At 70.3% G+C, this 22,455-nt stretch carries 16 protein-coding genes, 1 tRNA gene and 1 pseudogene; 12 read left to right on the top strand and 6 right to left on the bottom strand.

Translation table 11 applies throughout. The annotated features are described in order from the left end of the window. Positions 1-147: 147 nt before the first annotated feature. The 4 genes from ACZ3KJ_RS17170 (at position 148) to ACZ3KJ_RS17155 (ending at position 7,979) form a co-directional block, all read left to right on the top strand. Positions 148-522, top strand: coding sequence for a CU044_2847 family protein (locus ACZ3KJ_RS17170; RefSeq protein WP_467527733.1), 375 nt, complete (start codon positions 148-150; stop codon positions 520-522). Positions 523-1,052: 530 nt separating this feature from the next. After that, complete coding sequence (locus ACZ3KJ_RS17165) at positions 1,053-5,264, top strand: nSTAND1 domain-containing NTPase (protein WP_467527731.1); 4,212 nt, start codon at positions 1,053-1,055, stop codon at positions 5,262-5,264. 499 nt (positions 5,265-5,763) lie between these two features. Beyond that, positions 5,764-6,816, top strand: a complete 1,053-nt coding sequence (locus ACZ3KJ_RS17160; protein ID WP_467527730.1) for a hypothetical protein — start codon at positions 5,764-5,766, stop codon at positions 6,814-6,816. 437 nt (positions 6,817-7,253) lie between these two features. Next, positions 7,254-7,979 (top strand): pentapeptide repeat-containing protein, encoded by a 726-nt coding sequence (locus ACZ3KJ_RS17155; RefSeq protein ID WP_467527728.1) that lies wholly within the window; start codon positions 7,254-7,256, stop codon positions 7,977-7,979. Positions 7,980-8,348: 369 nt separating this feature from the next. Here the strand turns inward: ACZ3KJ_RS17155 and ACZ3KJ_RS17150 are convergent, their stop codons facing one another. Continuing rightward, positions 8,349-9,083 (bottom strand): bestrophin-like domain, encoded by a 735-nt coding sequence (locus ACZ3KJ_RS17150; RefSeq protein WP_467527726.1) that lies wholly within the window; start codon positions 9,081-9,083, stop codon positions 8,349-8,351. Positions 9,084-9,428: 345 nt separating this feature from the next. Here ACZ3KJ_RS17150 and ACZ3KJ_RS17145 point away from each other — a divergent pair. Then, positions 9,429-9,872, top strand: a pseudogene (locus ACZ3KJ_RS17145) (tyrosine-type recombinase/integrase); the annotation flags it as partial. A 91-nt stretch (positions 9,873-9,963) separates the two neighbouring features. On the opposite strand, the gene ACZ3KJ_RS17140 reads toward ACZ3KJ_RS17145, so the two are convergent. Together ACZ3KJ_RS17140 and ACZ3KJ_RS17135 are read right to left on the bottom strand one after the other, a co-directional pair. Beyond that, positions 9,964-10,036 (bottom strand) — tRNA-Arg (locus tag ACZ3KJ_RS17140). Between the two features lie 248 nt (positions 10,037-10,284). Continuing rightward, on the bottom strand, positions 10,285-11,619 hold the full coding sequence (locus tag ACZ3KJ_RS17135; protein ID WP_467527724.1) for a M6 family metalloprotease domain-containing protein: 1,335 nt from the start codon (positions 11,617-11,619) through the stop codon (positions 10,285-10,287). 333 nt (positions 11,620-11,952) lie between these two features. Between ACZ3KJ_RS17135 and ACZ3KJ_RS17130 the strand changes: the two genes are divergently transcribed. Next, positions 11,953-12,597 carry a TetR/AcrR family transcriptional regulator gene (locus ACZ3KJ_RS17130; RefSeq protein WP_467527723.1) on the top strand — a complete coding sequence of 215 codons (645 nt, stop codon included), beginning with the start codon at positions 11,953-11,955 and terminating at the stop codon, positions 12,595-12,597. Positions 12,598-12,933: 336 nt separating this feature from the next. Then, positions 12,934-14,490, top strand: a complete 1,557-nt coding sequence (locus ACZ3KJ_RS17125; RefSeq protein ID WP_467527721.1) for an MFS transporter — start codon at positions 12,934-12,936, stop codon at positions 14,488-14,490. Between the two features lie 115 nt (positions 14,491-14,605). Here the strand turns inward: ACZ3KJ_RS17125 and ACZ3KJ_RS17120 are convergent, their stop codons facing one another. Beyond that, positions 14,606-15,115 carry a MarR family winged helix-turn-helix transcriptional regulator gene (locus ACZ3KJ_RS17120; RefSeq protein WP_467527720.1) on the bottom strand — a complete coding sequence of 170 codons (510 nt, stop codon included), beginning with the start codon at positions 15,113-15,115 and terminating at the stop codon, positions 14,606-14,608. A gap of 160 nt (positions 15,116-15,275) precedes the next feature. Between ACZ3KJ_RS17120 and ACZ3KJ_RS17115 the strand changes: the two genes are divergently transcribed. Beyond that, complete coding sequence (locus ACZ3KJ_RS17115; protein ID WP_467527718.1) at positions 15,276-16,103, top strand: dioxygenase family protein; 828 nt, start codon at positions 15,276-15,278, stop codon at positions 16,101-16,103. A gap of 148 nt (positions 16,104-16,251) precedes the next feature. On the opposite strand, the gene ACZ3KJ_RS17110 is transcribed toward ACZ3KJ_RS17115, so the two are convergent. Next, positions 16,252-16,782 carry a GNAT family N-acetyltransferase gene (locus tag ACZ3KJ_RS17110; RefSeq protein WP_467527716.1) on the bottom strand — a complete coding sequence of 177 codons (531 nt, stop codon included), beginning with the start codon at positions 16,780-16,782 and terminating at the stop codon, positions 16,252-16,254. 207 nt (positions 16,783-16,989) lie between these two features. On the opposite strand from ACZ3KJ_RS17110, the gene ACZ3KJ_RS17105 reads away from it, so the two are divergent. Beyond that, positions 16,990-17,988, top strand: coding sequence for a sigma-70 family RNA polymerase sigma factor (locus tag ACZ3KJ_RS17105; protein ID WP_467527714.1), 999 nt, complete (start codon positions 16,990-16,992; stop codon positions 17,986-17,988). Between the two features lie 547 nt (positions 17,989-18,535). Continuing rightward, positions 18,536-19,282, top strand: a complete 747-nt coding sequence (locus ACZ3KJ_RS17100; RefSeq protein WP_467527713.1) for a TetR/AcrR family transcriptional regulator — start codon at positions 18,536-18,538, stop codon at positions 19,280-19,282. A gap of 17 nt (positions 19,283-19,299) precedes the next feature. On the opposite strand, the gene ACZ3KJ_RS17095 is transcribed toward ACZ3KJ_RS17100, so the two are convergent. Beyond that, positions 19,300-20,376, bottom strand: a complete 1,077-nt coding sequence (locus tag ACZ3KJ_RS17095; protein WP_467527711.1) for a helix-turn-helix transcriptional regulator — start codon at positions 20,374-20,376, stop codon at positions 19,300-19,302. Positions 20,377-20,650: 274 nt separating this feature from the next. Between ACZ3KJ_RS17095 and ACZ3KJ_RS17090 the strand changes: the two genes are divergently transcribed. Together ACZ3KJ_RS17090 and pfkB are read left to right on the top strand one after the other, a co-directional pair. Next, the gene (locus tag ACZ3KJ_RS17090) at positions 20,651-21,412 is read left to right on the top strand and encodes a DeoR/GlpR family DNA-binding transcription regulator (RefSeq protein ID WP_389522374.1); all 762 of its coding nucleotides are present in this window, start codon (positions 20,651-20,653) and stop codon (positions 21,410-21,412) included. Next, a complete protein-coding gene (pfkB, locus tag ACZ3KJ_RS17085; RefSeq protein WP_467527709.1) occupies positions 21,409-22,356 on the top strand; it encodes a 1-phosphofructokinase in 948 nt (315 codons plus the stop codon). The genes ACZ3KJ_RS17090 and pfkB overlap by 4 nt, the downstream gene beginning before the upstream one ends. Positions 22,357-22,455 lie beyond the last annotated feature (99 nt).

Raw genomic sequence — 22,455 nt, 5'->3', positions numbered from 1 at the left:
CGGTGAACCCCGGTGGTCGGCACACCTCCACGGGATCGCCACACAGGATGGGTGAACACCCGCTGACTCACGCGGAGTTGAGGTACAGGATGGACAGTGCGGGACAGCGGACCGACAGTGTGCGGGCGCGAACGAAGGGGGGAAGCGGTGGCCTATCTCGTGGAAGTGCCGGTCAGCGGGGCGGACGGGGCGTCGGAGGTGGTGAAGGTCCAGATCGAGGCGAACGGTGACGGCCTGGTCAGGGTCGCGAGACCGGGGCAGGTCGTCGCGCGGGCCACTCGCTCGTTGGGCGAGATGGTGGCCGCGGTCAGACCGGTCGCCCAGAACTTCGTCGACGGCTTCCGGGACATGGCCCGCACGCCCGACGAGATCAGCGTCGAGTTCGGTCTGGCCCTGTCGGCCGAAGCCGATGTGGTGATCTCGAGCACCGCGGCGCAGGCCAACTTCAAGGTGGCTCTCGTCTGGCACAAGCCCGCCGCTGAACCCGCGGGCGCCCCGACGAGAGACGAGCCCACGCCGTGACGGCGATCGGGCCGGGCCGGGCGACGCCCGACCCCTCCGGGTTCGATGCTTCGGCGGCTGATTCCCTGCGGCCTGAGGCGGCTTCGTTTCCGGGGCCTGAGGCGGCTCCGTCTCTGGGGCTTGAGGCGGCTTCTTCCCCGGGGCCTGGAGGTGTCGAGTCTCCGGGGTTCGAGGTTGTCGAGTCCCCGGGGCCTGAGGCCGCTGCTTCTGCGGGGCCCGAGGTTGCTGCTTCTGCGGGGCCTGAGGCCGTTCCTTCTGCGGGGCCCGAGGTTGCTGCTTCTACGGGGCCCGAGGCCGTTCCTTCCGCGGGGCCCGAGGCCTCTGCTTCCGCGGAGCCCGAGGCCGTTGCTCCCGCGGAGCCTGAGGCCGTTCCTTCTACGGGCCCCGAGGCCGTCGCTTCTGCGGCGACCGAGGCTGTCGCTTCCCCGGCGCCTGCGGCTGCCGTTTCCCCGGCGCCTGCGGCTCCCGTCCACGCCTCCGCCTCCGCCTCCGCCCCCGCCGACGCGGGCATCCACGCCCTGGACGCGGCCGTGCTCCGGATCCGGGACCAGCGGGGCGAGCCGGTGGGGCTCGGCTTCCTGGTCACCGACGAGCTGGCCCTGACCTGCGCGCACGTCATCGACGCCGCGCTCGGCACGGCCCCGGGGACCGAGCCCGCCGACCACGCCCGGATCGAGGTGACGTTCCCCCTGCTCCGGGCCCCGGCCGGAAGCACGCCGGACGGTGCCGGGGCCGGCGCGCCGCACGTCACGGCGAGGGTCGAGCACCGGGTTCCCCCGCAGCCGTCCGGCGCCGGAGACGTGGCCGTGCTGCGCCTGAGCGCCGTGGTGCCGGGCAGCCGGCCCGTCCGTCTGGTGGACGAACCGGATGTGTGGCAGCACCCCGCCCGGGTCTTCGGTTTCCCCGTGGGTCGCCCCGGCGGTGTGTGGCACTCGGCCCTGCTCCGCGCGCGGCAGGCCGACGGATGGGTCCAGGCCGATCTGGCGGAGGGCGGCTACCGGGTGTCAGGCGGCTTCAGCGGCAGCCCGGTGTGGGACGAGGAACTCAAGGGCGTCGTCGGCATGATGGCGCTGGCCGAGGAGGGCGAGCCCCCGGCGAGCTATCTGATCCCGGCGGCCGGTCTGCTGGACGCCTGGCCCGCACTGCGGCCCCTGGTGCTGCCGCCGTCGCCGTTCCGACGGCTGTCGGCGTTCGAGGAGGCCGACGCCGCGGTCTTCCACGGCCGCGTGGCGGAGTCCGACGCGGTCGCCCGGATGGTCGCCGCCGAGCGCTGGACCGCGATCGTGGGCCCCTCCGGCTCGGGCAAGTCCTCCCTGGCCCGGGCCGGGGTCGTACCGAGGCTGCGGCCGGACGGCACCTCGGTGATCGTGCTGCGGCCCTCGGCGGGCAGCACCCCGACGGCCGGCCTGGCCCTGGAACTGCTGTCGCTGCTGGAGCCCGGCCTGTCCGAGACGGAACGGCTCGACCGCGTCCCCACGCTCACCCGGGTCCTGGCCCGGGAGCACGGCCTGGCCGATGCCGTCCCACGGCTGCTGAAGCGGCAGGGCAGCCGGCGGCTGCTGGTCGTGATCGACCAGTTCGAGGAACTGCTCGCGCGTGACGCGGCGGCCGTCGACGATCTGGCCGGGGTGCTGTTCGACGAGACCCTGCCGGACACGGTCCGCGTCCTGACCACCCTGCGGGCCGACTTCCTGGGCGCGGTCCTCGCCCACCCGCGCCTCGGGCACGCGTTCGACGGGCGGCGGGCGTACGCCCTCGGCCCGATGCACGCCGACCAGCTCCGTGACATCGTCACCCTGCCGGTGGACGCCGTCCCCGGCGTGCACTACGAGCCCCACCTGGTCGACCGCATCCTGGAGGACACCGGAGCCGAACCCGGTGCGCTGCCCCTGCTCGGCTTCGCCCTCGACCAGCTCTGGCGGGAGCAGCAGCAGACCCACGGACGGCTCACCCACGCGGCCTACGAGAAGATCGGCGGCGTCGCCGGCGCCCTGCACGACCACCTCGTCAAGGTCTGGGCCACCCGTGTCCCGGAGTCCGACGAGGAGGCGGCGCGCCGGCTGTTCACCCAGCTCATCCGCGTCCCCCTGGAATCGGCCGGTGTCACCCGGCGGGTCGTCACGCGCACCGAACTGGACGACGCGGAATGGCGCGTCGCGCAACGGCTCGCCACCACCCGCCTGCTGGTCACCGGCCGCGACGCCGACGGCACCGAGACCGTCGAACTGGCCCACGAGGCCCTCATCTCCAGCTGGGACAAACTGGCGGACTGGGCCGCGGAGGACCGTTCCTTCCTGATCTGGCGGGAGTCCCTGCACCACGACCGGCGCCGCTGGGACGACGGCGGACGCTCACCCGAACTGCTGCCCACCGCCGCCGCCCTGGCGAGCGCCCGGCCCTGGCTGGACGACCGGGGAGCCGAACTCACCGCCGCCGAGCACGAGTACCTGGAACTCGGCCGCGCACATCACCGCACCCGCACCCGCAGGCGCCGGGCGCTCAGGTCCGGCTTCGGCATCCTCGCCGTGCTCGCGCTGCTGCTCGGCACGCTGTTCGCGTACACGCGGCAGGAGAGCGAGGAACGCCGGGCGCTCGCCGACTCCCGCTCCCTGACCCAGTTCTCCCAGGACCAGGCGGACTTCGACCCGGTGCTGTCGGTGAAGCTGGCGCTCGCGGCGTACGAGACCGCGCCCACGCAGGAGGCGCGCAGTCAGCTGCTGCGGCAGTACCTGGCCTTCTCGAGCTCTACCCGTGTGCTCTCCGGCCTGCTCGGGACGGTCGAGCAGTTCCAGACCAGCCGGGACGGCAACGTCGTCTTCGCCCGGTCGACGCTGGGCCGCGCGACGCTCTTCGTGCGTTCCCTCACCGGCACCGTGCGCAGCGAACAGTTCTCCCGCAAGGCGGTGATCAGAGTCATGGTGTCGGCGGACGGCAGCCGTGTCGCCTTCATCTGCGACGACGAGACGGCCGGCTGGTTCGAGGTGGACCCGGAAGCCGACCGGCTCATCGGCACGGTGCACGAACTGCCCCCGGTGGAGGACCTGCTCGTCTACACCTTCGAGAGCAGGAACGGGTTCGCGATGTCCACGGACGGACGGATCGTCGCCGCCCGCACGGAGGACGGCCTGGTCTGGTGGGACCTGGACCGCGGCACCGTCGGCGGCACGGTTCCCGCGCCGGCGGACACGAGCGGCAAACTGTGGATCGGCCAGGACGACCGGAGCCTGCTGGTGGAGACCTCCGCCTTCGAAGGGGACGACTACCGCATCGGCCTGGCCGAGGTCGACATGGCCACCGGCAGGAGCCGGACCGTCGTGCGCGACGCCGACGAGGTCCTGGTCTCGGGCGACCGGTCGTCCGTCGTCGTCTGCCACAGAGGCGACTCCGCCGCGTCGTACACCCTGCGGCGGATCTCCGACGGCGCCCAGCAGGGGCGTCGCTACGACGAGGAGGACTACGGCAGTTGCCAGACCGAGGGAGTCGACCCGACCGGGCGTCGCATCGCCACGGCCGACGGGGAGACCCTGTCGCTGGTGGACCTCTCCCAGGGCGAGCTGATCAGCCAGGCCACCCAGCTCGGCGAGGTCACGGCGACCGCGTGGGACCTCGTGTCCAGCGGCGGCTCACTGTACGTCGCCGGACACGGCGACTCACTGATCAACTTCGTCGAACTGCCCACCGAGCCCAACGTCCTCCACGTGAGCGAACAGAAGCTCAGCGCGGACGGCGGCGAGATGATCAGTCTCGTGGACGACGGCGCGAGCCTCCAGGTCCACTCCGTGAAGGCCACCGCCGTCGACCCGCCGCTGGCCGAGGCGAGCCGCCCGCGACCGTACTGGTACCCCGAGGGCTACCAGCTCGTGCTCAACCCGGACCGGACCCTCCTGGCCGACTGGGACGCGGAGAACACCCTCTCCGTCCGGAAGGTGTCCACACTGGCGAGGACGGCCCGGATCACCGTCCCCAAACCGCCGTCCACCTCCGACTTCCACTACTTCTTCGACCGGAACGGACACCTCGTGACCGTCTCCGGGACGACGGTGCAGCAGTGGAACGCGCGCACCGGCGAGGAACTGGCCCAGTTCGACATCAAGACGCTCATCGCCAAGAGCCCCGGCGCGGAGACCCCGGCGTCGACGCACGTCGCCCTCTACCCCGGGGACGACCAGGTGGCCGTGCTCCTCTGGGGCGACCGCACGGTCCGTGTCGTCGACCTCGGGACGGGACGCACGACGACGACCGTGAAGGTGCCCGAGGACGCCGTCGCCACGCAGTTCGACCCCAGCGGACGCTACTTCGCCGTCCTGCGCAGCGGCGGCATCGTGGAACTGTGGCGACGCGACCCGCTGCGCAAGGAACTGGGCCCGCTGCGCAGCGTGTCCGAGACCTCCGCGACGCCGTACGTGGCCGGATTCATCGACGCAGAGGGCGGCTTCGCCGTGGCCGCGAACAGCTCCGTGCGGATCTACGAGGTCGGCAGCAGCGTCTCCCGCGAGTCGTACGACTTCGGGCGCGCGCCCTCCGACGGCATCCTGTCGGACGGCTCGTACGTCTTCCGCGACATGACCCCGGACGGCAAGAACGTGATCTACCAGGACGCGAACAACGGCGGCGGACCCCTGCGCCTCGACCCCGCGCAGTGGCGGCGCGAACTGTGCGACCTGATCGGCGACCAGCCGTTCACCGCCGAGGAGAGAGCCGGCTTTCCGGTGCGGGTGCCGAGTCGACCGCTGTGCCGTTGACCGCTGTGTCGTTGACCGCTGTGTCGTTGACCGAGGCGTCCCTGAGTGCGGCGCTCCGGTCGCGGCGGCCGGAGCGGCCGGAGCGGCCGGAGCCGGAACGCTCCGGCCGTGGCGCCCGGCGCGGCGCGGCTTCGGAGTGCCGACGGAGTGCCGTCGTGCCACGCTGGGACGAGAGTGCGATCCGGTCCGGGACGCTCTGCCGACCGGACGGCCCTGCCACCCCAGGGAGGCCGACGTGTCCAGTGACGCCACCCGCCCCGGATGGGCCGACGCCGATCCGCGCCCGTGGCACGGGCCCACGTCCGGTACCACCGTCTTCGCGGCAGCACTGATGATCTTCGTCGTCTGTGGGCCTTGACGCCGGTGGCCGTCAACGTCTTCGTCATCCGGGCACTGTGCGCGGGGATGCACAGGGAGGCCGGCGACGGCGCGTAGTACGCGCGTCCGCCGGTCCGGACCGGACGGCCCGTCAGCGCGGCGTCGAGGGGAGGCGGAAGCCATGCCGTCCACCAGGAACACATTTCTGGATGCGGACAAGGACGTGGCCGGATACTCCAGGTCGTCATGGTGGCAGCGCACCGTTGCGCACGTGGCGGAACTCCAGTGTCAACTCAACCGCATCAAGTCGCTCAGACCTCACGGTTTCGAGCCGCACGAGGAAGAGATCGCGACCAAGATCGAAACTCACCTCAACGCGGCACGGCAGGCGGCCGATCGCAAGAGGAACCCCTGGTCCATGATCTCCGGGTCGGACATCGATCGCGCATTGGCCAACATTCACCGGGCCGAAGCGAAGATTCTTCGCCTCACGCCTGAGGACGAGCTGGGTGAACTGGGGCCGTTCGTGCTGGCGAACGCCCGGCAGCACCTGGGCGACGAGGACCCTCGGCGCGTCAAACTGGAAGAGCTGCTCCAGGCCAACGGTCACAGGCTCAGCAAGGACATGCGCGAACTCGCCGTCACGACGTTGCTGGCCGCTCAGACGGCAGAGGAGCAGGAGCGGGCGAGGGCCCGGAGCTTCAGGAACATCCTGATGGCGTCCGTGGTCGCCACGGCGGTGATCGCCGGAACATTCATTTTATGGGGCTTCTTGTCCCCGTCGTCGATCGCGTCGAACATCTGCTTCACCCCGGATCCGGCCAAGCCGCAGGTGTGCCCGATCGGCACCACGGAAACCGGCCAGGACATGCTGATCGTGATGGTGTTCGGTTCGGCCGCGGCGGCTTTCGCGGCGGCGGTGTCCCTGAAGGGAATCCAGGGGACCTCCACCCCGTATTCGGTCCCCTTGCTGCTGGTGCTCCTCCGGATCCCGGTGGGCGCCCTGGCCGCCCTGATGGGCCTCGTCCTGATACACGGCGGATTCATCCCAGGCCTTTCGAACCTGGACAGCGGGCCTCAGATCATCGCGTGGGCCATCATCTTCGGCATATTGCAGGAGAGCGTCACGCGACTGGTGGACCGTCAGGGAAAGGATGTCCTGAACAACGTGCGTGGACCCGAACGCGAATTCCAGACGAGTGCGAGCGGGGCGTCGGAGGCGCGCGAGAAATGAGCTGACCCGGTGGCGCCCGCCGGAGCCGGGCGTTGTGTGCTGCCCTTCCAACGCACCAGCGGGAGGGCACGGGCCGGTCGGGCAGACGGACAAGACAGTGATGGGACCTCTGGCCAGGCTCCTATGTAGTCACGGAAGTCCGACCGGCCACGCGCCACGACACCGCCCGGCAGGCCGACGATGCACCAAAAGGACAACCGAAGCGTCAGTCAGGCGGAGAGTCAGACCTCCGAGCGATGCCATGGCCAATCTCCTCACTGTCAGGCGGTGGTGTCAGCCGCCACAGGCGCACTTGACAAGATCCGCTGCTGTTGCGCTCCCGGTGGTTCCCGTCAGGAGTCGGCACGTCTTGGCGAGCATCACCAGTCGGCGGCGCGAGCCCACCCCTTCATCCGATTGGCTCGTTGCAAGAAGGAAGTGCCCGGTGATGGATCAAGGTGCCTGACCGTCTCGCTGAAGGGAAGATCATGGGTGGTGTTGGCCCGGCGCAATTGGCCGCTGTACTCGCCTTGATCAGCATCGGAGTCGCACTGGCGATCTACGGGTGGCGCATGGCCAAAGGGCCAGAAGGGACGACAGCACGAGTGGAGGTCCTCTCCGGTATGGGAGGTGGCCTGATCACGGGCTTCGCCGTTGGACTGAGTGTGTTGTTTTTGGAACGTGGGTTTGTGGCGGCACAGGAACGAGCAGTTTGGCGCGCCAACGTCGAGATCGCCGAAAGTATTCCCGGATTTACCCCTGGGCGGCGTTCGCTGGAGGGGATGCACTTCACTGCCAAGAAGTTGAATGGAGCTAATTTTACTGGTCTAGATCTGAGGGGTATGAGCTTCCGTGACGCCGAACTTCTGGGTGCCGACTTCGACAACGCCGACTTACGTGGAGCTGACTTCACGGGCGCCAACCTTGAAACTGCCAGCTTTCGAAGGGCCGACCTTTCCGACGCCCTGCTGCTCAGCGCAAATCTCAGCCGTGCGGAGATGAGGAGCGTCAAGGCAATGCATCGTACGCAGGCGAACAAGAAAACATGCTGGCCTCCCAAACTATTCCAAGAGCGAACAGATCTCGAAGACCAGGTCAGGGCGATGGACTGGTTCGATGAAAATGGCGAGACCGTTAAAAGTAAGGGAAGTAAAGGACCATGCCCGGATTGGGCTACTGGCTGACGTTCCCCAGCTTTACGTTCCGTCCGAGGTGACGTCGGGCGAAACTCCCGACGCGGGCGCCCTGTCCGGTGATCGACGGCTCCTTGAGGCCGGTGGATGCGTATCCCCGCACGGGGGACGGACCGCGGGTGGTGCGTGGAGGCGCCGGCGACCTCTCTCGTGGCAGGGCTGCGACGAGTGGCTGCTGTTGCTCTCCGCCACCCGCTATGAGTTCCAGAACCTCACCGCGGTCCGTCCGGTAGCGCCCCTGCCAACCAGTTAGGGCGGTCAGCGAAAGTGCGCTTGCGACAGTCTTCTTAACCGAAAAATTGGCTCGATCAGCACACGCATGAGGGCAGTAAAGGTGCTTGAAGGCATCTCCACCAAGCATTACCAGAAACGCTGGAGAACTCCTTCCTTGAATACATGCGGACTCACCGCCAAGTCACCCATGAACGGGTGATCCAGCGTTACAATGAGGGCCGCGCAGAAACCGAGCAGTGTGCTCACTGCCATCGCCAGAAAAAGGTGGGCGACGAGACTTTCAATTTCGAGCATGCAGACGAGGAGTGTGACCGCCAGGCCGCCGCCGAGAACTAGGGCGTAAAAGATGGGAGGCAGGCTATGGTTGCTCCGCTCGATCCGTTGGCGCCGGTTGAGGATTACCTCGTCCAGATTCTTTACCATGTCTCCGTAGAATACGGATTCCTTGGCTGAGTCAGGTGTCTGCCGTTGAATTGTGGAGATGAGATTCTCGAGCGGCTGGCTGGCTACGGCCACTTTCTTCCCAGCCTTCATGGTTGGCCACTCGCCCTCCACGACATCATGAACATAGTAATCCACGGCACCGTCGATGGCCGTGCGTGCCTCACCGTCGAAAACTTGCGCGTTCCGGACCAGCTGTGAAAGTGCTGTTGCCTCCCCGGCCACATCTGTCCGTGCCGTCTGAAGTTCCTGCCATAGCACAACAATACTGAAAGCCAGAATCACGCCGTAAATAGCTCCATATAAACCCAGAGCAACCGGCAGCCCTTCGTTCAGCTTAGGGAGATATGGCTTCACGAATCGGCGTACGACGGCGAGCAAAATGGCCCCGGTCAGGGCGAAGACTCCGACGATCAGCAAGACGAGTGTCGGCCCGGGCATATGGCTCAACAGCCATCGACTCACTTCAACAGCCCTTCTTCACAGTTGTGGCAACCTGCGTGCGTGGCCGGCGCGGACATCGCATTGAGCCGGCGCTTCGCCCTGATGCTCATGAGAGCACGTCTTCAGGTCAGGCCGTCAGATACCACGCTGACCGAGCCGACCGGAAAGGACACCGTGAAGTTGCCCCGTGCATCCAGGCAGGTGGACACCGGGACGGGTGAGCCCAGGGAAAGCAGTGCCGGGTGAGTCGGATCGATGCGATCGCGTTTCGAACACTGCGCAAGCGCGGCATCGGGAAGTGATCCCCGTCCCGGCGGACCAGAGGAGCCTCGGCTCTTCGACAAGGCGCCGAAGTCCGCTGCCGGTGTCCGTGCCATCTCGTTCCCCGCCGAGCTGCTCGACGACGTGACACGCCACCTGGAACAGTTCGCGGCACTGGCCGCGACGGCCACGTCTTCGTCGGCTCACGGGGCGGCCGGCTCCGGCGGAGCAACTTCCGCGACGACCGGGTGGCGGCCAGGGAGGCGGCAGGGGTCACGACAGAGCTGCACTTCCACGACCTTCGCCACACCGGCAACACCCCTGGCCTCGACCGCCGGCGCCAGCACCCGAGAGCTGATGACCCGCAGGGGCCACAGCAGCTCGCACGCCGCGCTGATCTATCAGCACATGACCAGCGACCGTGACCGGGCCATCGCCGATCGGCTCGGGGCCACGATCCGTGAGGGTGGGGGAGAGGCTCTCCGGCCAGGGGATGTGGACTGATAGTGGACTAACTGGCACGAGAGTGGCACGGCCTCGAACACGACGAAGGGCCAGCCTGGGAGGAAACCCTCCTGAGCTGGCCCTTTTCCTGTGCCCCCGGCAGGATTCGAACCTGCGACACCCGCTTTAGGAGAGCGGTGCTCTATCCCCTGAGCTACGAAGGCGAGGTGGTGGCCGGGTGGGCCACAGGCGTCAGCGTACCGGATCTCCTGGGTGGGGTGTGGGGGTCAGGGCACAGCGGAGCGGGTGGTGAGGGAGGCGGTGTGGGGCTGTTCGCGGTGGGGGAGGCCGTGGGCGTCTCGGAGGGCATCCCCGCGTCGGTGCGTCGGTGCGTCGGTGCGTCGGTGCGTCGGTGCGTCGGTGTGTCGGTCGTGCGGGCCCGCGGTGGTGCGGACCGGTGTCGTGCCGCGGTCTACCGTCGGGTCACCCGTACCCGGTAGTCGCCCTTGAGGTCGGCCGCCGTCACCGCGATCCGTACGCCCCGTTTCGGGTCCTCGAAGGATTGGCCGGGGGCGAAGGGGGCGTCGGAGAGTTCCGCGTGGACGTTGGGGCTGCGGGTGCAGCCGCCGCTGTCGCGCCGGGAGTCGTAGACCGTCACCGGGCCCATGCCGGTGTCGATGTCCGCGTCGACCCGGTAGATGAGGATGCCGGGGCGGCACACGGCCTCGTCGTTGCCGCCGCGGGTGCGCAGTTCGACGGCGTAGCCGCTGCGGTGGTCGAGCGGGACGAAGACCAGTTTGGGGCCGCCGGGCCGGGAGAGGGGGGTGAGGGTGTACTCCCGGGTGCCGTGGGTCGCCGCGCAGTTGATCTGTTTGGCGTCCAGCCAGCCGAGCTTCCACTTGTGCCAGCCGAGCAGGTCGTTGTTGGCGCCCCAGTCCTCGCTCATGATGTCCCAGTGGCCGACCGCGCCGCCGCCCTCCTGGGTGTAGAGGTCGGGCAGGCCGAAGACGTGGCCGTTCTCGTGCGGCAGGACGCGGTAGCCGGTCTCGGCGTAGGAGCCGGAGCCGTCGTCCTGGCGGGAGTAGACGAAGGAGGCGTTCGCGACGAGGACGCCGTCGGCCACCGGCGCCTCGGTGTTGCCGGCGAACGTCACCGACAGGACCGTGTCGAGCGCGGACGGTCCGGCGTTGGGGGTGACCAGCACGTTCAGCAGGTCGTACGCCCGGAAGTCGACGGTACGGTCGGCGGCGGCCACGATGTCCTGGACGAGGTCCCGGTAGCCGGGGTCGAAGGGTGCGCCACGCTCTATCCCGTACTCCTTGAACGGCTTGGGCATGCGCAGCCAGCGGCCGACCGGTGATTCGGGGCGGTAGTCGAGGCGGCCGTAGGAGGCGGTGCGGAACCACCGCTGGGTCTTCGGGAAGAACTCGCGGAGGCGGGCGCGTGCGTCGCCCCGGCCGGGGGCGTCCGAGAAGTCGATCATGAGGTTGAGGGCGCGGACGGTGCCGGTGGAGCGGGCGTAGCCGGCGGAGGTCGGCACGCCCTCGGACATCTGCACGGCCGTGCTGCCGTTGATCATGCAGGGGGAGAGGGCGGCCGAGCGGGCCAGGGGGACGGGCCCCGCTCCGGCCCGTGCCGGGCCCGGGCCGAAGTGTCCGGTGCCGGCCGAGGTGCTGACCGCGAGCGTCAGCGCGGTGACGGCCGTGAGGGCGGCCGCGCGGCGCGGGCGCGTGCGTATGCGGCGGCGGAGCGGCTCCCGGGGCGGGCCCGGCCGGGCCTCCCGGGTGCGCTCGGACTGCGGCTGCATGCGGGAACCTCTCACTCCGGGCAGCCGTCGTCACCGACTGCACCCTTGCGATCACCCTCCGTCCGGGGCGGCGGGGGCGCTCGCCGGGGCGGCCGATCGTGGGTTACTTCCCCGTAGGTGAGTGACTCAGGTCACATGAAAAGAGTTCGGAGGCGGGAAATAACCGGGGATCGTTTCCCCGTTTAGTCAGGTGTCCGGCTGAAACGGGGAGAGCTTCCCCGGATCGGTTCCGCCGCTTCCGCCTCAGATGCCTTTGCCTCCGTGGTCCGCTTCGCAGTGGATCGCCCCTCCGACCCGACAGATCCGACCGACTCGACACGCAAGGAGTACGCCGTGCAGACCGCAGCTTCCGTGCAGCGCAGGACGGCCCGGCCGCGCGCCGACGCGCTGCGCAACCGGGAGCGGATCGTCAACGCCGCCCGCGAGATGTTCGTAGAGCTCGGCCCCGACGTGCCGCTCGACGACATCGCCCGCCGGGCCGGCGTCGGCAACGCCACGGTGTACCGCAACTTCCCCGACCGCGACGCGCTGGTCCGCGAGGTCGTCTGCTCCGTCATGGACCGGACGGCCGAGGCGGCCCGGCAGGCGCTCGCGCAGACGGGCGACGCCTTCGCCGCGCTGGAGCGCTTCGTGCACGTCGCCGCCGACGAACGCGTCGGCGCCCTGTGCCCGATGGTCGCCAGCACGTTCGACGAGAACCATCCGGATCTCGTGGCCGCCCGGCTGCGCGCCGAGCACCTCGTCGACGAGGTCATGGAGCGTGCCCGGCAGGCCGGTCAGCTCCGCGACGACGTGGGCATCGGTGACCTGATGGTCGCCGTGGCCCAGCTCAGCCGGCCCCCGGCCGGCACCGGCTGCCTCAGCGCCGACCGCTTCGTCCACCGTCATCTCCAGCTGTTCCTGGACGGGCTGCGGGCTCCCGCCCGCTCCGCCCTGCCGGGTGCGGCCGTGACCATGGAGGACCTGCGTAAGGCCTGAGTGAATCCCGGCAGTCAGCCGCCGCACCGGCAGCAGCAGTTCAGCGGCCGTAACAGCAGCAGTTCAGCGGCCGTATCAGCAGCAGTTCAGAGGCAGTTCGACGACAGCTTGACGACAGCTCGACGGCAGTTCCAGCAACCCCCGGTCAATTACTGGGCGGCTTCCGGCACTTCAGTCCCCGTGGTGATCGCATCCGGGGGCGGCGGGTCCGGCTGATCGCTCCCTATCGTTCCTATCGCTTCCTATCGCTCCCTGAGTCCCTTTTCTCTGCTCCCGCGCTCCTCAGCACGCTCCTCACACTTTTTTCCGTCACGAAGTCCCGAAGTGGGTACACCCATGTCTGAAACAGTCACCACCAAGGCGTCGTCGCCCGGTGTCCGCGAGGCGGATCCGGGCCGCTGGAAAGCGCTCGTGTTCATCGCGCTCGCCCAGCTGATGGTCGTCCTCGACGCGACCATCGTGAACATCGCGTTGCCCTCCGCCCAGCAGGACCTGGGCATATCCGACGGCAACCGCCAGTGGGTGGTCACCGCCTACGCGCTCGCCTTCGGCGGGCTGCTGCTCTTCGGCGGGCGGATCGCCGACCTGTGGGGCCGCAAGCGCGCCTTCGTCGTCGGCCTGGCCGGTTTCGCCGCGGCCTCCGCGCTGGGCGGCGCGGCCACCAACGAGGCGATGATGTTCGGCGCCCGCGCCCTCCAGGGTGTCTTCGGGGCCCTCCTCGCCCCCGCCGCGCTCTCCCTGCTCGCCGTGATGTTCACCGATGCCAAGGAGCGCGCCAAGGCGTTCGGCATCTACGGTGCGATCGCCGGCGGCGGTGGCGCCGTCGGTCTGATCCTGGGCGGGTTCCTCACCGAGTACCTGGACTGGCGCTGGACGTTCTTCGTGAACATCCCCTTCGCCGTCGTCGCCGCGGCCGGCGCCTACTTCGTCATCCGTGAGCCCGAGGGCGGCCGCAACCGCTCCCCGCTCGACATCCCGGGCGTCGTCCTGTCCACCCTCGGCCTGGTCGCCCTGGTCTACGGCTTCACCCGCGCCGAGTCCGAGGGCTGGGGCGACGCCGTGACCGTCGGCATGTTCGTGGCGTCGGCCGTGCTGCTCGCCGCCTTCGTGCTGGTCGAGGCGAAGGTGAAGGCCCCGCTGCTGCCCCTGCGGGTGGTCACCGAACGCAACCGCGGCGGCGTCTACCTCTCGCTCGGCCTCGCGATCATCGCGATGTTCGGCCTCTTCCTCTTCCTCACCTACTACCTCCAGGTCGTGAAGGGCTACACGCCGGTCCGGACCGGCTTCGCCTTCCTGCCGATGGTCGCGGGCATGATCACGGGCTCCACCCAGATCGGCACCCGTCTGATGACCCGGGTCGCGCCCCGGCTGCTGATGGGGCCCGGCTTCCTGGTGGCCGCGCTCGGCATGCTGCTGCTGACCCGGATGGAGGTCGGTTCCTCCTACGCGGCCGTGCTGCTGCCGGGCATGCTGCTGCTCGGCCTCGGCATGGGTACGGCGTTCATGCCGGCCATGTCGATGGCCACCCAGGGCGTCGAGCCCCGGGACGCCGGTGTCGCCTCCGCGATGGTCAACACCTCGCAGCAGGTGGGCGGCGCGATCGGTACCGCCCTGCTGAACACGGTCGCCGCCTCCGCGACCACGTCCTACATCACCGACCACATCGCCTCCGCGACCTCCCGGCCGCAGCAGCAGCTGGTCCAGCTGGAGGGCATGGTGCACGGCTACACCAGCGCGATCTGGTTCGCCGTGGGCATCCTCGTCGCCGCGGCGGTGATCGCCCTGACCCTGGTCAACGCCGGCAAGCCGGACCTGGGCGCCGCGAGCGGCCCGGGCGCGCGGGACGGCGAGGGCGCCGAGGACGCCGTACCGGTGCCGGTGGTCGCCCACTGAGCCCGCGCGGCGGCCCGGCGGCGCGGGGCGCCGCCGGGTCCCTGCGACCTGTTCCGAACGACGGGTCCGACGACGGGTCCGACGACGGGTTCGATGACGGGTCCGACGACAGGCCCTAGCGGAGCCAGGGCAGGTCCGCGCCCGTTTCGTCGGGCTGGAGTCCCTCGGCGACGATCTCCATGATCTCGCCGAGGGACTTCTGCTGTTCGGGGGTGAGCCGGTCGAACAGCGCGTTGCGTACGGCGGAGACATGGCCCGGGGCGGCGCTCCTCAGCGTCTCCATGCCCTGGTCGGTGAGGACGGCGAACTGGCCGCGCTTGTCGGAGGGACAGTCCTCGCGCCTCACCCAGCCGTTCTTCTCCAGCCGGGCGACGGCGTGGGAGAGGCGGGAGCGGGTGATCTTGGCGTCCCTGGCCAGTTCGGTCATGCGCAGGCGGCGGCGGGGGGACTCGGCGAGCTTGACGAGGAGCCCGTAGTAGACGTGGGGCATGCCCGCGTCGCGCTGGAGCTGGCGGTCGAGCTGGTCCTCGAGGAGGTACGTGGCATGCAGGTAGGAGCGCCAGATGCGCTGCTCCTCTGCGGTGAGCCACTGGGGCTCGTCGGCGGGTGCGTCTGCCTTCGTCATGGTTCCACTCTACGGGCTTTGTCCTTGAAATTTAAACAAGTGGCACCTACAGTGAGGAGGTCAGGGAGCTTTAGACTTCAAGCAGTGACTTTCAAGCAGTGACTTTCAAGCAGTGAGGGGTACGAGGGCCGCCGTCCCGCCCTCGGAGGGAGCCGTCGCCATGTCCGCCGCCGCACCGGGCCACCGTGCCGTCCCGCAGAACGACCTCCCCCACGAACGCATGCCCGCCCTGTACCTCAGCCACGGCGCCCCGCCCCTCGCGGACGACCCGGTCTGGCCCGGCCAGCTCGCCGCCTGGTCCGCAGACCTGCCCCGCCCCACGGCGATCCTGATCGTCTCCGCCCACTGGGAGGAGGCTCCGCTCGCCCTCGGCGCCGTGGAGACCGTCCCCCTGGTCTACGACTTCTGGGGCTTCCCCGAGCACTACTACCGGGTCAGGTACGAGGCCCCCGGCGCGCCCGCGCTCGCGGAGTCCGTACGCAAGCTGCTGCACGCCCCCGGCACCCCCGTCCAGGACATCCCCGACCGCGGGCTCGACCACGGCGCCTACGTTCCGCTCGTCGAGATGTTCCCCGCCGCCGACATCCCCGTCCTGCAGATCTCCATGCCGACCCTGGACCCGGTGAAGCTCATGGACATCGGCCGCAGGCTGGCGCCCCTGCGCGACGAGGGCGTGCTGATCGTCGGCTCCGGCTTCTTCACCCACAACCTGGCGGCGCTGCGGCACACCGGACCGGGAGTGCCGAGCTGGTCGTCGGAGTTCGACGACTGGGGCCACCGCGCCCTGGAGGCCCGCGACTGGGACGCCCTGCTGGACTTCCTGCACAAGGCCCCCGCGGGCCGGTACGCCCACCCGCGCACCGAGCACTTCGCCCCCCTCTTCGTCACCATGGGCGCGGCGGAGGTCGCCGGCGAACTGGACGCGCAGAAGTCGGTGATCGACGGGTTCTGGCTCGGGATGGCGAAGCGGTCGGTGCAGTTCGGCTGAGGCGGGGCGGCGGCGCCGGTCCGGTGCCGTACCGGTCGGGTGTCATACCGGTCGGGTGCCGGTGCCGGTCGGGTGCCGGTGTCGGCCGGGTGCCGGTGCTGCCGCCGGTCGGGTGCCGGGGCCGTCGCGACCCCGTACGCCGGCCGCCTCAGAGTTCCTTCTCGTACCAGGCCACGTCCCAGAAGCGGCCGAACTTGCGGCCCACCTCGCGGTACGTGCCGACGTACCGGAAGCCGAAACGCTCGTGCAGCCGTGTCGACGCCTCGTTCGGCTGGGCGATGCCCGCGTAGGCGCGGTGCAGGTCCTGCCCGGACAGGGCGGCGAACAGCGCCTCGTACAGCAGCGTGCCGATGCCGCGGCCCCCCGCGTCCGGGGCGACGTACACCGTCACCTCCACCGAGGTCGCGTAGGCGGCCTTCGGGCGGTGAGGGCTGGATGTGGCGTACCCCAGGATTCGCTGTGCATCGCCTTCGGGTGTCCCCTGGGTGGCAACCATCAGTCGGTGTGGGCCGTCTTCAGGGTGGGAGAGCAGCCAGGGGCGGCGCTCCGCCGGAGTGAACGGCGCGGTGTCGAATGTGATGGGTGTCTCACGAACGTAGTGGTTGTAGAGGTCGGTGAGGGCTTCGAGGTCGCCCTCGACTCCTGACCTGACCTGCACCTCTGTATGTTCCGGCGGCATCGTGACTCCCCTCGGGCGGCCCGACAGGGTACTGCAAGATCAGAAAAAATGAGGGGCGGGTTGGGAATTCTGTCCTGATTCCAGTCGTTGTTTCCATCGGATGCAGGGCACCCGAGGAGAGTCCCGGTTGACAGTTCCGGGAGGACCCGAGTAACGGCCCGGTGTCCACGGACCACCCGCTGACCCCACCTTCGCAAGGGAGCACGCATGGCAACCCGTGCCGTCGCCCGTCGTAAGTCCGCCACCGGCGAGACGGCCGACGCGGCAAGCAGCGCTCGCGTCCACGGCGGCGAGATCGCCGACCGCGATCTGGTCGGCATGTACCTCGACGAGATCGCGCGCACGCCACTGCTCGACGCCGCCAAGGAAGTCGAGCTGTCGCAGATCATCGAGGCGGGTGTGTTCGCGCGGCAGGTTCTCGACGGATACGAGGAGTCCAAGGCGGACGCCTCCCGCGAGGAGCTGGAGGCGCTCGTCGCCGAGGGGGAGCGCGCCAAGGACGTCTTCATCCGTTCCAACCTCCGCCTGGTCGTGGCGGTCGCCCGCCGTTACCCGCGCAGCGGACTGCCCCTGCTGGACCTGATCCAGGAGGGCAACGCCGGCCTGGTCCGCGCGGTCGAGAAGTTCGACTACCGCAAGGGCTTCAAGTTCTCCACGTACGCCACGTGGTGGATCCGTCAGGCGATCACGCGCTCCATAGCCGACCAGTCGCGCACGATCCGGCTGCCCGTCCACCTGGTGGAGGAGCTCGGCCGTATCCGCCGCGTCCAGCGTGAGTTCAACCGTGAACACGGCCGCGAGCCGGAGCCCGCGGAGATCGCCGCCGAGCTCGGCTCCACGCCGGAGCGTGTCATCGACGTGCTCGACTGGGCCCGTGACCCGGTCTCCCTCAACATGTCGGTCGACGACGAGGGCGAGACCCAGTTCGGCGACCTGCTCGAGGACACCTCCGCGGTCTCCCCCGAGCAGTCCGTCCTCACGCTGCTGCGCAGCGAGGAACTGGACGGCCTGATCGACCGGCTCGACCCCCGCACCGCCTCGATCATCAAGATGCGGTACGGCATCGAGGACGGCCGTGAGCGCACGCTGACCGAGGTCGGCAAGGAGCACGGCCTCACCCGCGAGCGCATCCGGCAGATCGAGAAGCACGCCCTGCTGGAGCTGAAGAAGCTGGCCCGGGACACCGGGTTCGAGGCGGCGGCCTAGGAGGCGGGCGAGCAGCGCACCGACGGACGTGGGGCGTGCGGCGGCCCCTGCCGGGGCTGCTGCGCGGGCAGGGGGCGACGGCGGGGCGTCGAGCATGTGCTGCGCCCATGCCCCCGGCGCACGCCGGGTGGCGGAAGTCCGCGCAAAGATGGCGGTACGACGCCGCTTCAACCGGCCGGACGAGGGAACAAAACTCCATGGCACGAGAGTTCGGATTCGGTGGAGCGGGACGTCGGACCGGACCTCGAAGCCCTCGTGAGAGAAAGCCGGTTTCCTCGATGGTCCGCCCTCGCCGGGAACCGCTCCGTCCCACCGCGAGCCACTCCGGCCGACCCTGAGCTCGACTCCGAGGTCGACCCTGAGCCAAGTCCCGACGCACTCCCCCCGGCGCCGGGACTCTCCCCGAGCCGGGCTTCGGCGCCCACCCCCCTGGCGCCGGGGCCCGGCTCTTCTACGCGCATGTCGAGGGGGCGGGGCACCCCGTACCTGAACCCCGGGGTGGCCCGCCCGGATGGCAGATTGTGTCACATGGGCATAGCCTGCCGAGGTGAGCAGCTCCACCCCCGCACCGCCGCCCCTCCCCGCGAGAATCAGAACTCCCCCCGCGCCCCCCTCGCTGACCGAGCGGCGCAAGGCGGCGACCCGGCTGGAGATCGCCCGGGCGGCCGCCGGCCTGTTCGTGAGCCGAGGCCTGAAAGCCACCCGTGCGGAGGACATCGCCCAGGCCGCGGGCGTCGCCCCCCGTACCTTCTACCGGTACTTCGCGACCAAGGAGGAGTCCGTCGCCCCCCTCTACGCGGCGGGTGCCCGACGCTGGGCGGAGGCGGTGCGCGAGGCGCCGGCGGAGCTGCCGCTGCCGGCGGCCCTGGAACACGCCGTACGGCACACGCTGACGCCCGGCGCCGGTGTCTCGGCGGCCTCCTGGGAGTGGGTCCGCACCCTGATCCGCCTGGCGACGAGCAGCCCGGCCCTGGGCAAGGTCTGGGCCGAGGTGTGCCACGCGTCGGAAGGGGCCCTCGCGGAGATCCTGGCCGAGCGTGCCTCCCGTCCCCACCCGGACGACAACGTTGCCGACGCCCCCACCACCCCCCACCGGCGCTTCACCGCCGCGGTCGCGAGCGCGGCCGTCCGGGTCGCCGTGGAGAGCTGGGCCCTGACGGACGGCCCGGCGGACGGCCCGGAAGGGCCGGCGGAACTGGCGTTGCGCAACCTGGCGGCGCTGCGGGGGGTCCGGTGGGAGGAAGGGGAAGGGGAAGGGGAAGAAGGGGCGAGGGGGAGAGGGGGCGAGGGGTGACGGATAAGCGGTGAGGCTCAAGGGGAGCCAGGGCTCTGCGTGACCGGTGTGACCGGTGTGACCGGTGTGACCGGTGTGGTCAGTGGTGTGACCGGTGATGCGGCCGGTGAGGTCGCCGATGTGCCACCCGCCGCCGCCCTCGTCAGCCGCTCGCCCCACACCCGTACGCACTTCACCAGCTCGTCCGGCGCGCGGACCGAGAACGCGCAGCCCACCATCGCCAGTCGCACCGCCAGCCACTCCACCGGGTCGCCGGTGACCCCGCGCAGCGAACAGCCGCCCGCGCCGCCCTCCTCCGCCACGGGCTGCCCGTACCACGCGGGCAGCCGTCCCGCCACGACCTCCGCGGGCGCCGCGAAAGCGATCTCGAACTCGTACGACTCCTGCTGCCGTCGGATGGAGTGCCGCAGGTATTCCGCCGCGTCCCCCTCGGGGACCTCCCGCGGTGCGAAACGGGCTCCGGTGGCGAAGGGCTCGCTCACCCGGTCGACGCGGAACGTCCGCCAGTCCTGGCGTTCGAGGTCGTAGGCGACGAGGTACCACCGCCGTCCCGTGGACACCAGGCGGTACGGCTCGGTCAGCCGGCGGGACCGGGTGCCGTCCTTCGCCCGGTAGGCGAACCGCAGCCGCTCCCGCCCGGCCACCGTCGACGCCATCACGGTCAGCGTCTCGGGCGCGATGCTCGCCCCGTCCCCGCTGGTCAGGGGGGTGGTAGCGGCCTGAAGGGTGGAGACCCGGTGCCGTAGCCGGGACGGCAGCACCTGTTCCAGTTTCGCCAGCGCGCGCACCGACGCCTCCTCGACGCCCTCCAGCGCGTGCCCGGCGCCGGCCCGCAGGCCGACCGCGATCGCCACCGCTTCCTCGTCGTCGAGGACGAGCGGCGGCAGGGCCTTGCCCGCGACCAGCCGGTACCCACCGTCCGAGCCCTTGCTCGCCTGCACGGGATAGCCCAGCTCGCGCAGGCGGTCGATGTCCCGGCGGACCGTGCGGCGCGACACCCCGAGCCGGTCGGCGAGTTCGCCGCCGGGCCATTCGCGCGGTGTCTGGAGCAGGGAGAGGAGCTGCAGCAGCCGTGCCGGAGTGTCCGTCGTCATGCGGTCGAGGATGCCGCACCACTAGGACGTTTTCTGACCTATTGAGCTTCTGGGGCGAGGGGGAACCCGGACCCGACTGAAAGTCCGTTCATGCCCGAACTGAGCCCGAATCTGTTTACTTCTCGGACATCCGCGCGTAGTCTCTGAGGAGAAACCACAGGTTCAGGCGTAAAGCCGGACAGGTCGGACAGGTTGGATGTCGGTCAAGGTCGGTCGAAGGCGGGCCGGATGCCCGGACGGACATCGACCGGGCGGAAGTCGGAGGCGAACGGACATGTACGCACCGGAGCGGCAGCAGGAGATCCTGCGGCTCGCCCGTGACGGCGGCCGGGTGGACGTCCTGTCGCTGGCCGAGGAGTTCCAGGTCACCGCGGAGACCATCCGCCGCGACCTGAAGGCCCTCGACCGCGCCGGACTCGTCCGACGGGTGCACGGCGGTGCCATACCGGTCGGACGCCTCGACTTCGAGCCGGACCTCACCGAACGCGAGAGCACCTCCGCCGACGAGAAGGACCGCATCGCCAAGGCGGCCCTCACCGAACTGCCGACCGAGGGCACCCTGATCCTCGACGCCGGAACGACGGTCGCCCGGCTCGCCGCCGCGATCCCCCTGGAGGCCTCGCTCACCGCCGTCACGCACTCCCTGCCCATCGCCGCCCGCCTGGCCGACCACCCCGGCATGCAGCTCCACCTCGTCGGGGGACGGGTACGCCACCGCACCCGCGCCGCCGTGGACGCCTGGGCGCTGCGTGCCTACGGCGAGATCCGTGCCGACGTCCTCTTCGTCGCGGCCAACGGGTTCTCCACCGGGCACGGACTGACCACCCCCGACCTCGCCGAGGCCGCGGTCAAGCGCGCGGCGATGGCCGCCGCCCGCCGTGTGGTGCTGCTCGCCGACTCCTCCAAGCACGGCCAGGAACACTTCGCCCGCTTCGGCGACCTGAGCGACGTGGACCTGCTGATCACCGACAGCGGGCTGAGCCCCGACGACGCGGCCGCCATCGAGCGCGGCGGCACGGAAGTAGTACGCGCATGATCCTCACCGTCACCCCCAACCCCTCCCTCGACCGCACCTACGAGGTCCCGTCGCTGGAACGCGGCGAGGTCATCCGCGCCGGCGGTGAACGCATGGACCCCGGCGGCAAGGGCGTCAACGTCTCGCGTGCCGTCGCCGCGGCGGGGCGGCGCACGGTCGCCGTCCTGCCCCTGGGCGGTGCGCCGGGCGCGCTCGTCGCCGACCTGCTCGACGCCCAGGGCATCGAGGTCGCGCCGGTGCCGGTCGCCGGAGCCACCCGCTCGAACATCGCCCTCGCCGAACCCGACGGCGTCCTCACGAAGATCAACGCGCCGGGTCCGGAACTGACCGCCGCCGAGCAGGAACTGCTGCTGGAGACGGTGCGCGAGCAGTCGCGCGACGCGGACTGGATCGCGTGCTGCGGCAGCCTCCCGCGCGGGCTCGCGCCGTCCTGGTACGCCGATGTGGTCGCGCGGGCGCACGCAGGGGGCGCGCGCATCGCACTGGACACCTCGGGGCGTGCGCTGCTGGAGGCACTGCCCGAGCGGCCCGACGTCGTGAAGCCGAACGCCGAGGAACTCGCCGAGGCCGTCGGGCGCCCCCTGACGACGGTGGGCGACGCGGTGAAGGCGGCCGAGGAGCTGCGCGGCATGGGGGCGCGTGCCGTGCTCGCGAGCCTGGGCGCCGACGGACAGCTCCTCGTGTCGGACGCCGGTACGTGGTTCGCCTCCGCACGCGTCGACACCGTCCGCAGCAACGTGGGGGCGGGCGACGCCTCCCTCGCCGGGTTCCTCGTCGCCGGCGGCAGCGGCCCCGAGGCCCTCGCCTCCGCCGTCGCGCACGGCGCGGCCGCCGTCCGGCTGCCCGGCAGCGTGATGCCGACCCCGGCCGACCTGGACCCGGCCGCGGTGACCATCACCGACCGCGTCCCGGTGGACCGCGAACTGAAGGAGCCGGCGTCATGACACCCCTCGCGCGCCCCGAACCCCGCGTACTCCCCGCGACTCCGGTAGCGCCTGTCACCCCCGTACTCGCCGGCGCGCTGACCACCTCCCCCGATCCCA

It is taken from the genome of Streptomyces sp. NPDC003248, assembly GCF_055563235.1.
The sequence above is the reverse complement of the archived record's forward strand: the minus strand, read 5'-3'. Positions and strand labels throughout refer to the sequence as shown.

Coding starts and splice junctions, on each gene's coding strand:
- ACZ3KJ_RS17115 (WP_467527718.1), top strand. CDS start 15,276: ATGTCCGCCGCCGCACCGGGCCACCGTGCCGTCCCGCAGAACGACCTC.
- ACZ3KJ_RS17105 (WP_467527714.1), top strand. CDS start 16,990: ATGGCAACCCGTGCCGTCGCCCGTCGTAAGTCCGCCACCGGCGAGACG.
- pfkB (WP_467527709.1), top strand. CDS start 21,409: ATGATCCTCACCGTCACCCCCAACCCCTCCCTCGACCGCACCTACGAG.
- ACZ3KJ_RS17120 (WP_467527720.1), bottom strand. CDS start 15,115: ATGACGAAGGCAGACGCACCCGCCGACGAGCCCCAGTGGCTCACCGCA.
- ACZ3KJ_RS17135 (WP_467527724.1), bottom strand. CDS start 11,619: ATGCAGCCGCAGTCCGAGCGCACCCGGGAGGCCCGGCCGGGCCCGCCC.
- ACZ3KJ_RS17090 (WP_389522374.1), top strand. CDS start 20,651: ATGTACGCACCGGAGCGGCAGCAGGAGATCCTGCGGCTCGCCCGTGAC.
- ACZ3KJ_RS17125 (WP_467527721.1), top strand. CDS start 12,934: ATGTCTGAAACAGTCACCACCAAGGCGTCGTCGCCCGGTGTCCGCGAG.
- ACZ3KJ_RS17160 (WP_467527730.1), top strand. CDS start 5,764: ATGCCGTCCACCAGGAACACATTTCTGGATGCGGACAAGGACGTGGCC.
- ACZ3KJ_RS17095 (WP_467527711.1), bottom strand. CDS start 20,376: ATGACGACGGACACTCCGGCACGGCTGCTGCAGCTCCTCTCCCTGCTC.
- ACZ3KJ_RS17110 (WP_467527716.1), bottom strand. CDS start 16,782: ATGCCGCCGGAACATACAGAGGTGCAGGTCAGGTCAGGAGTCGAGGGC.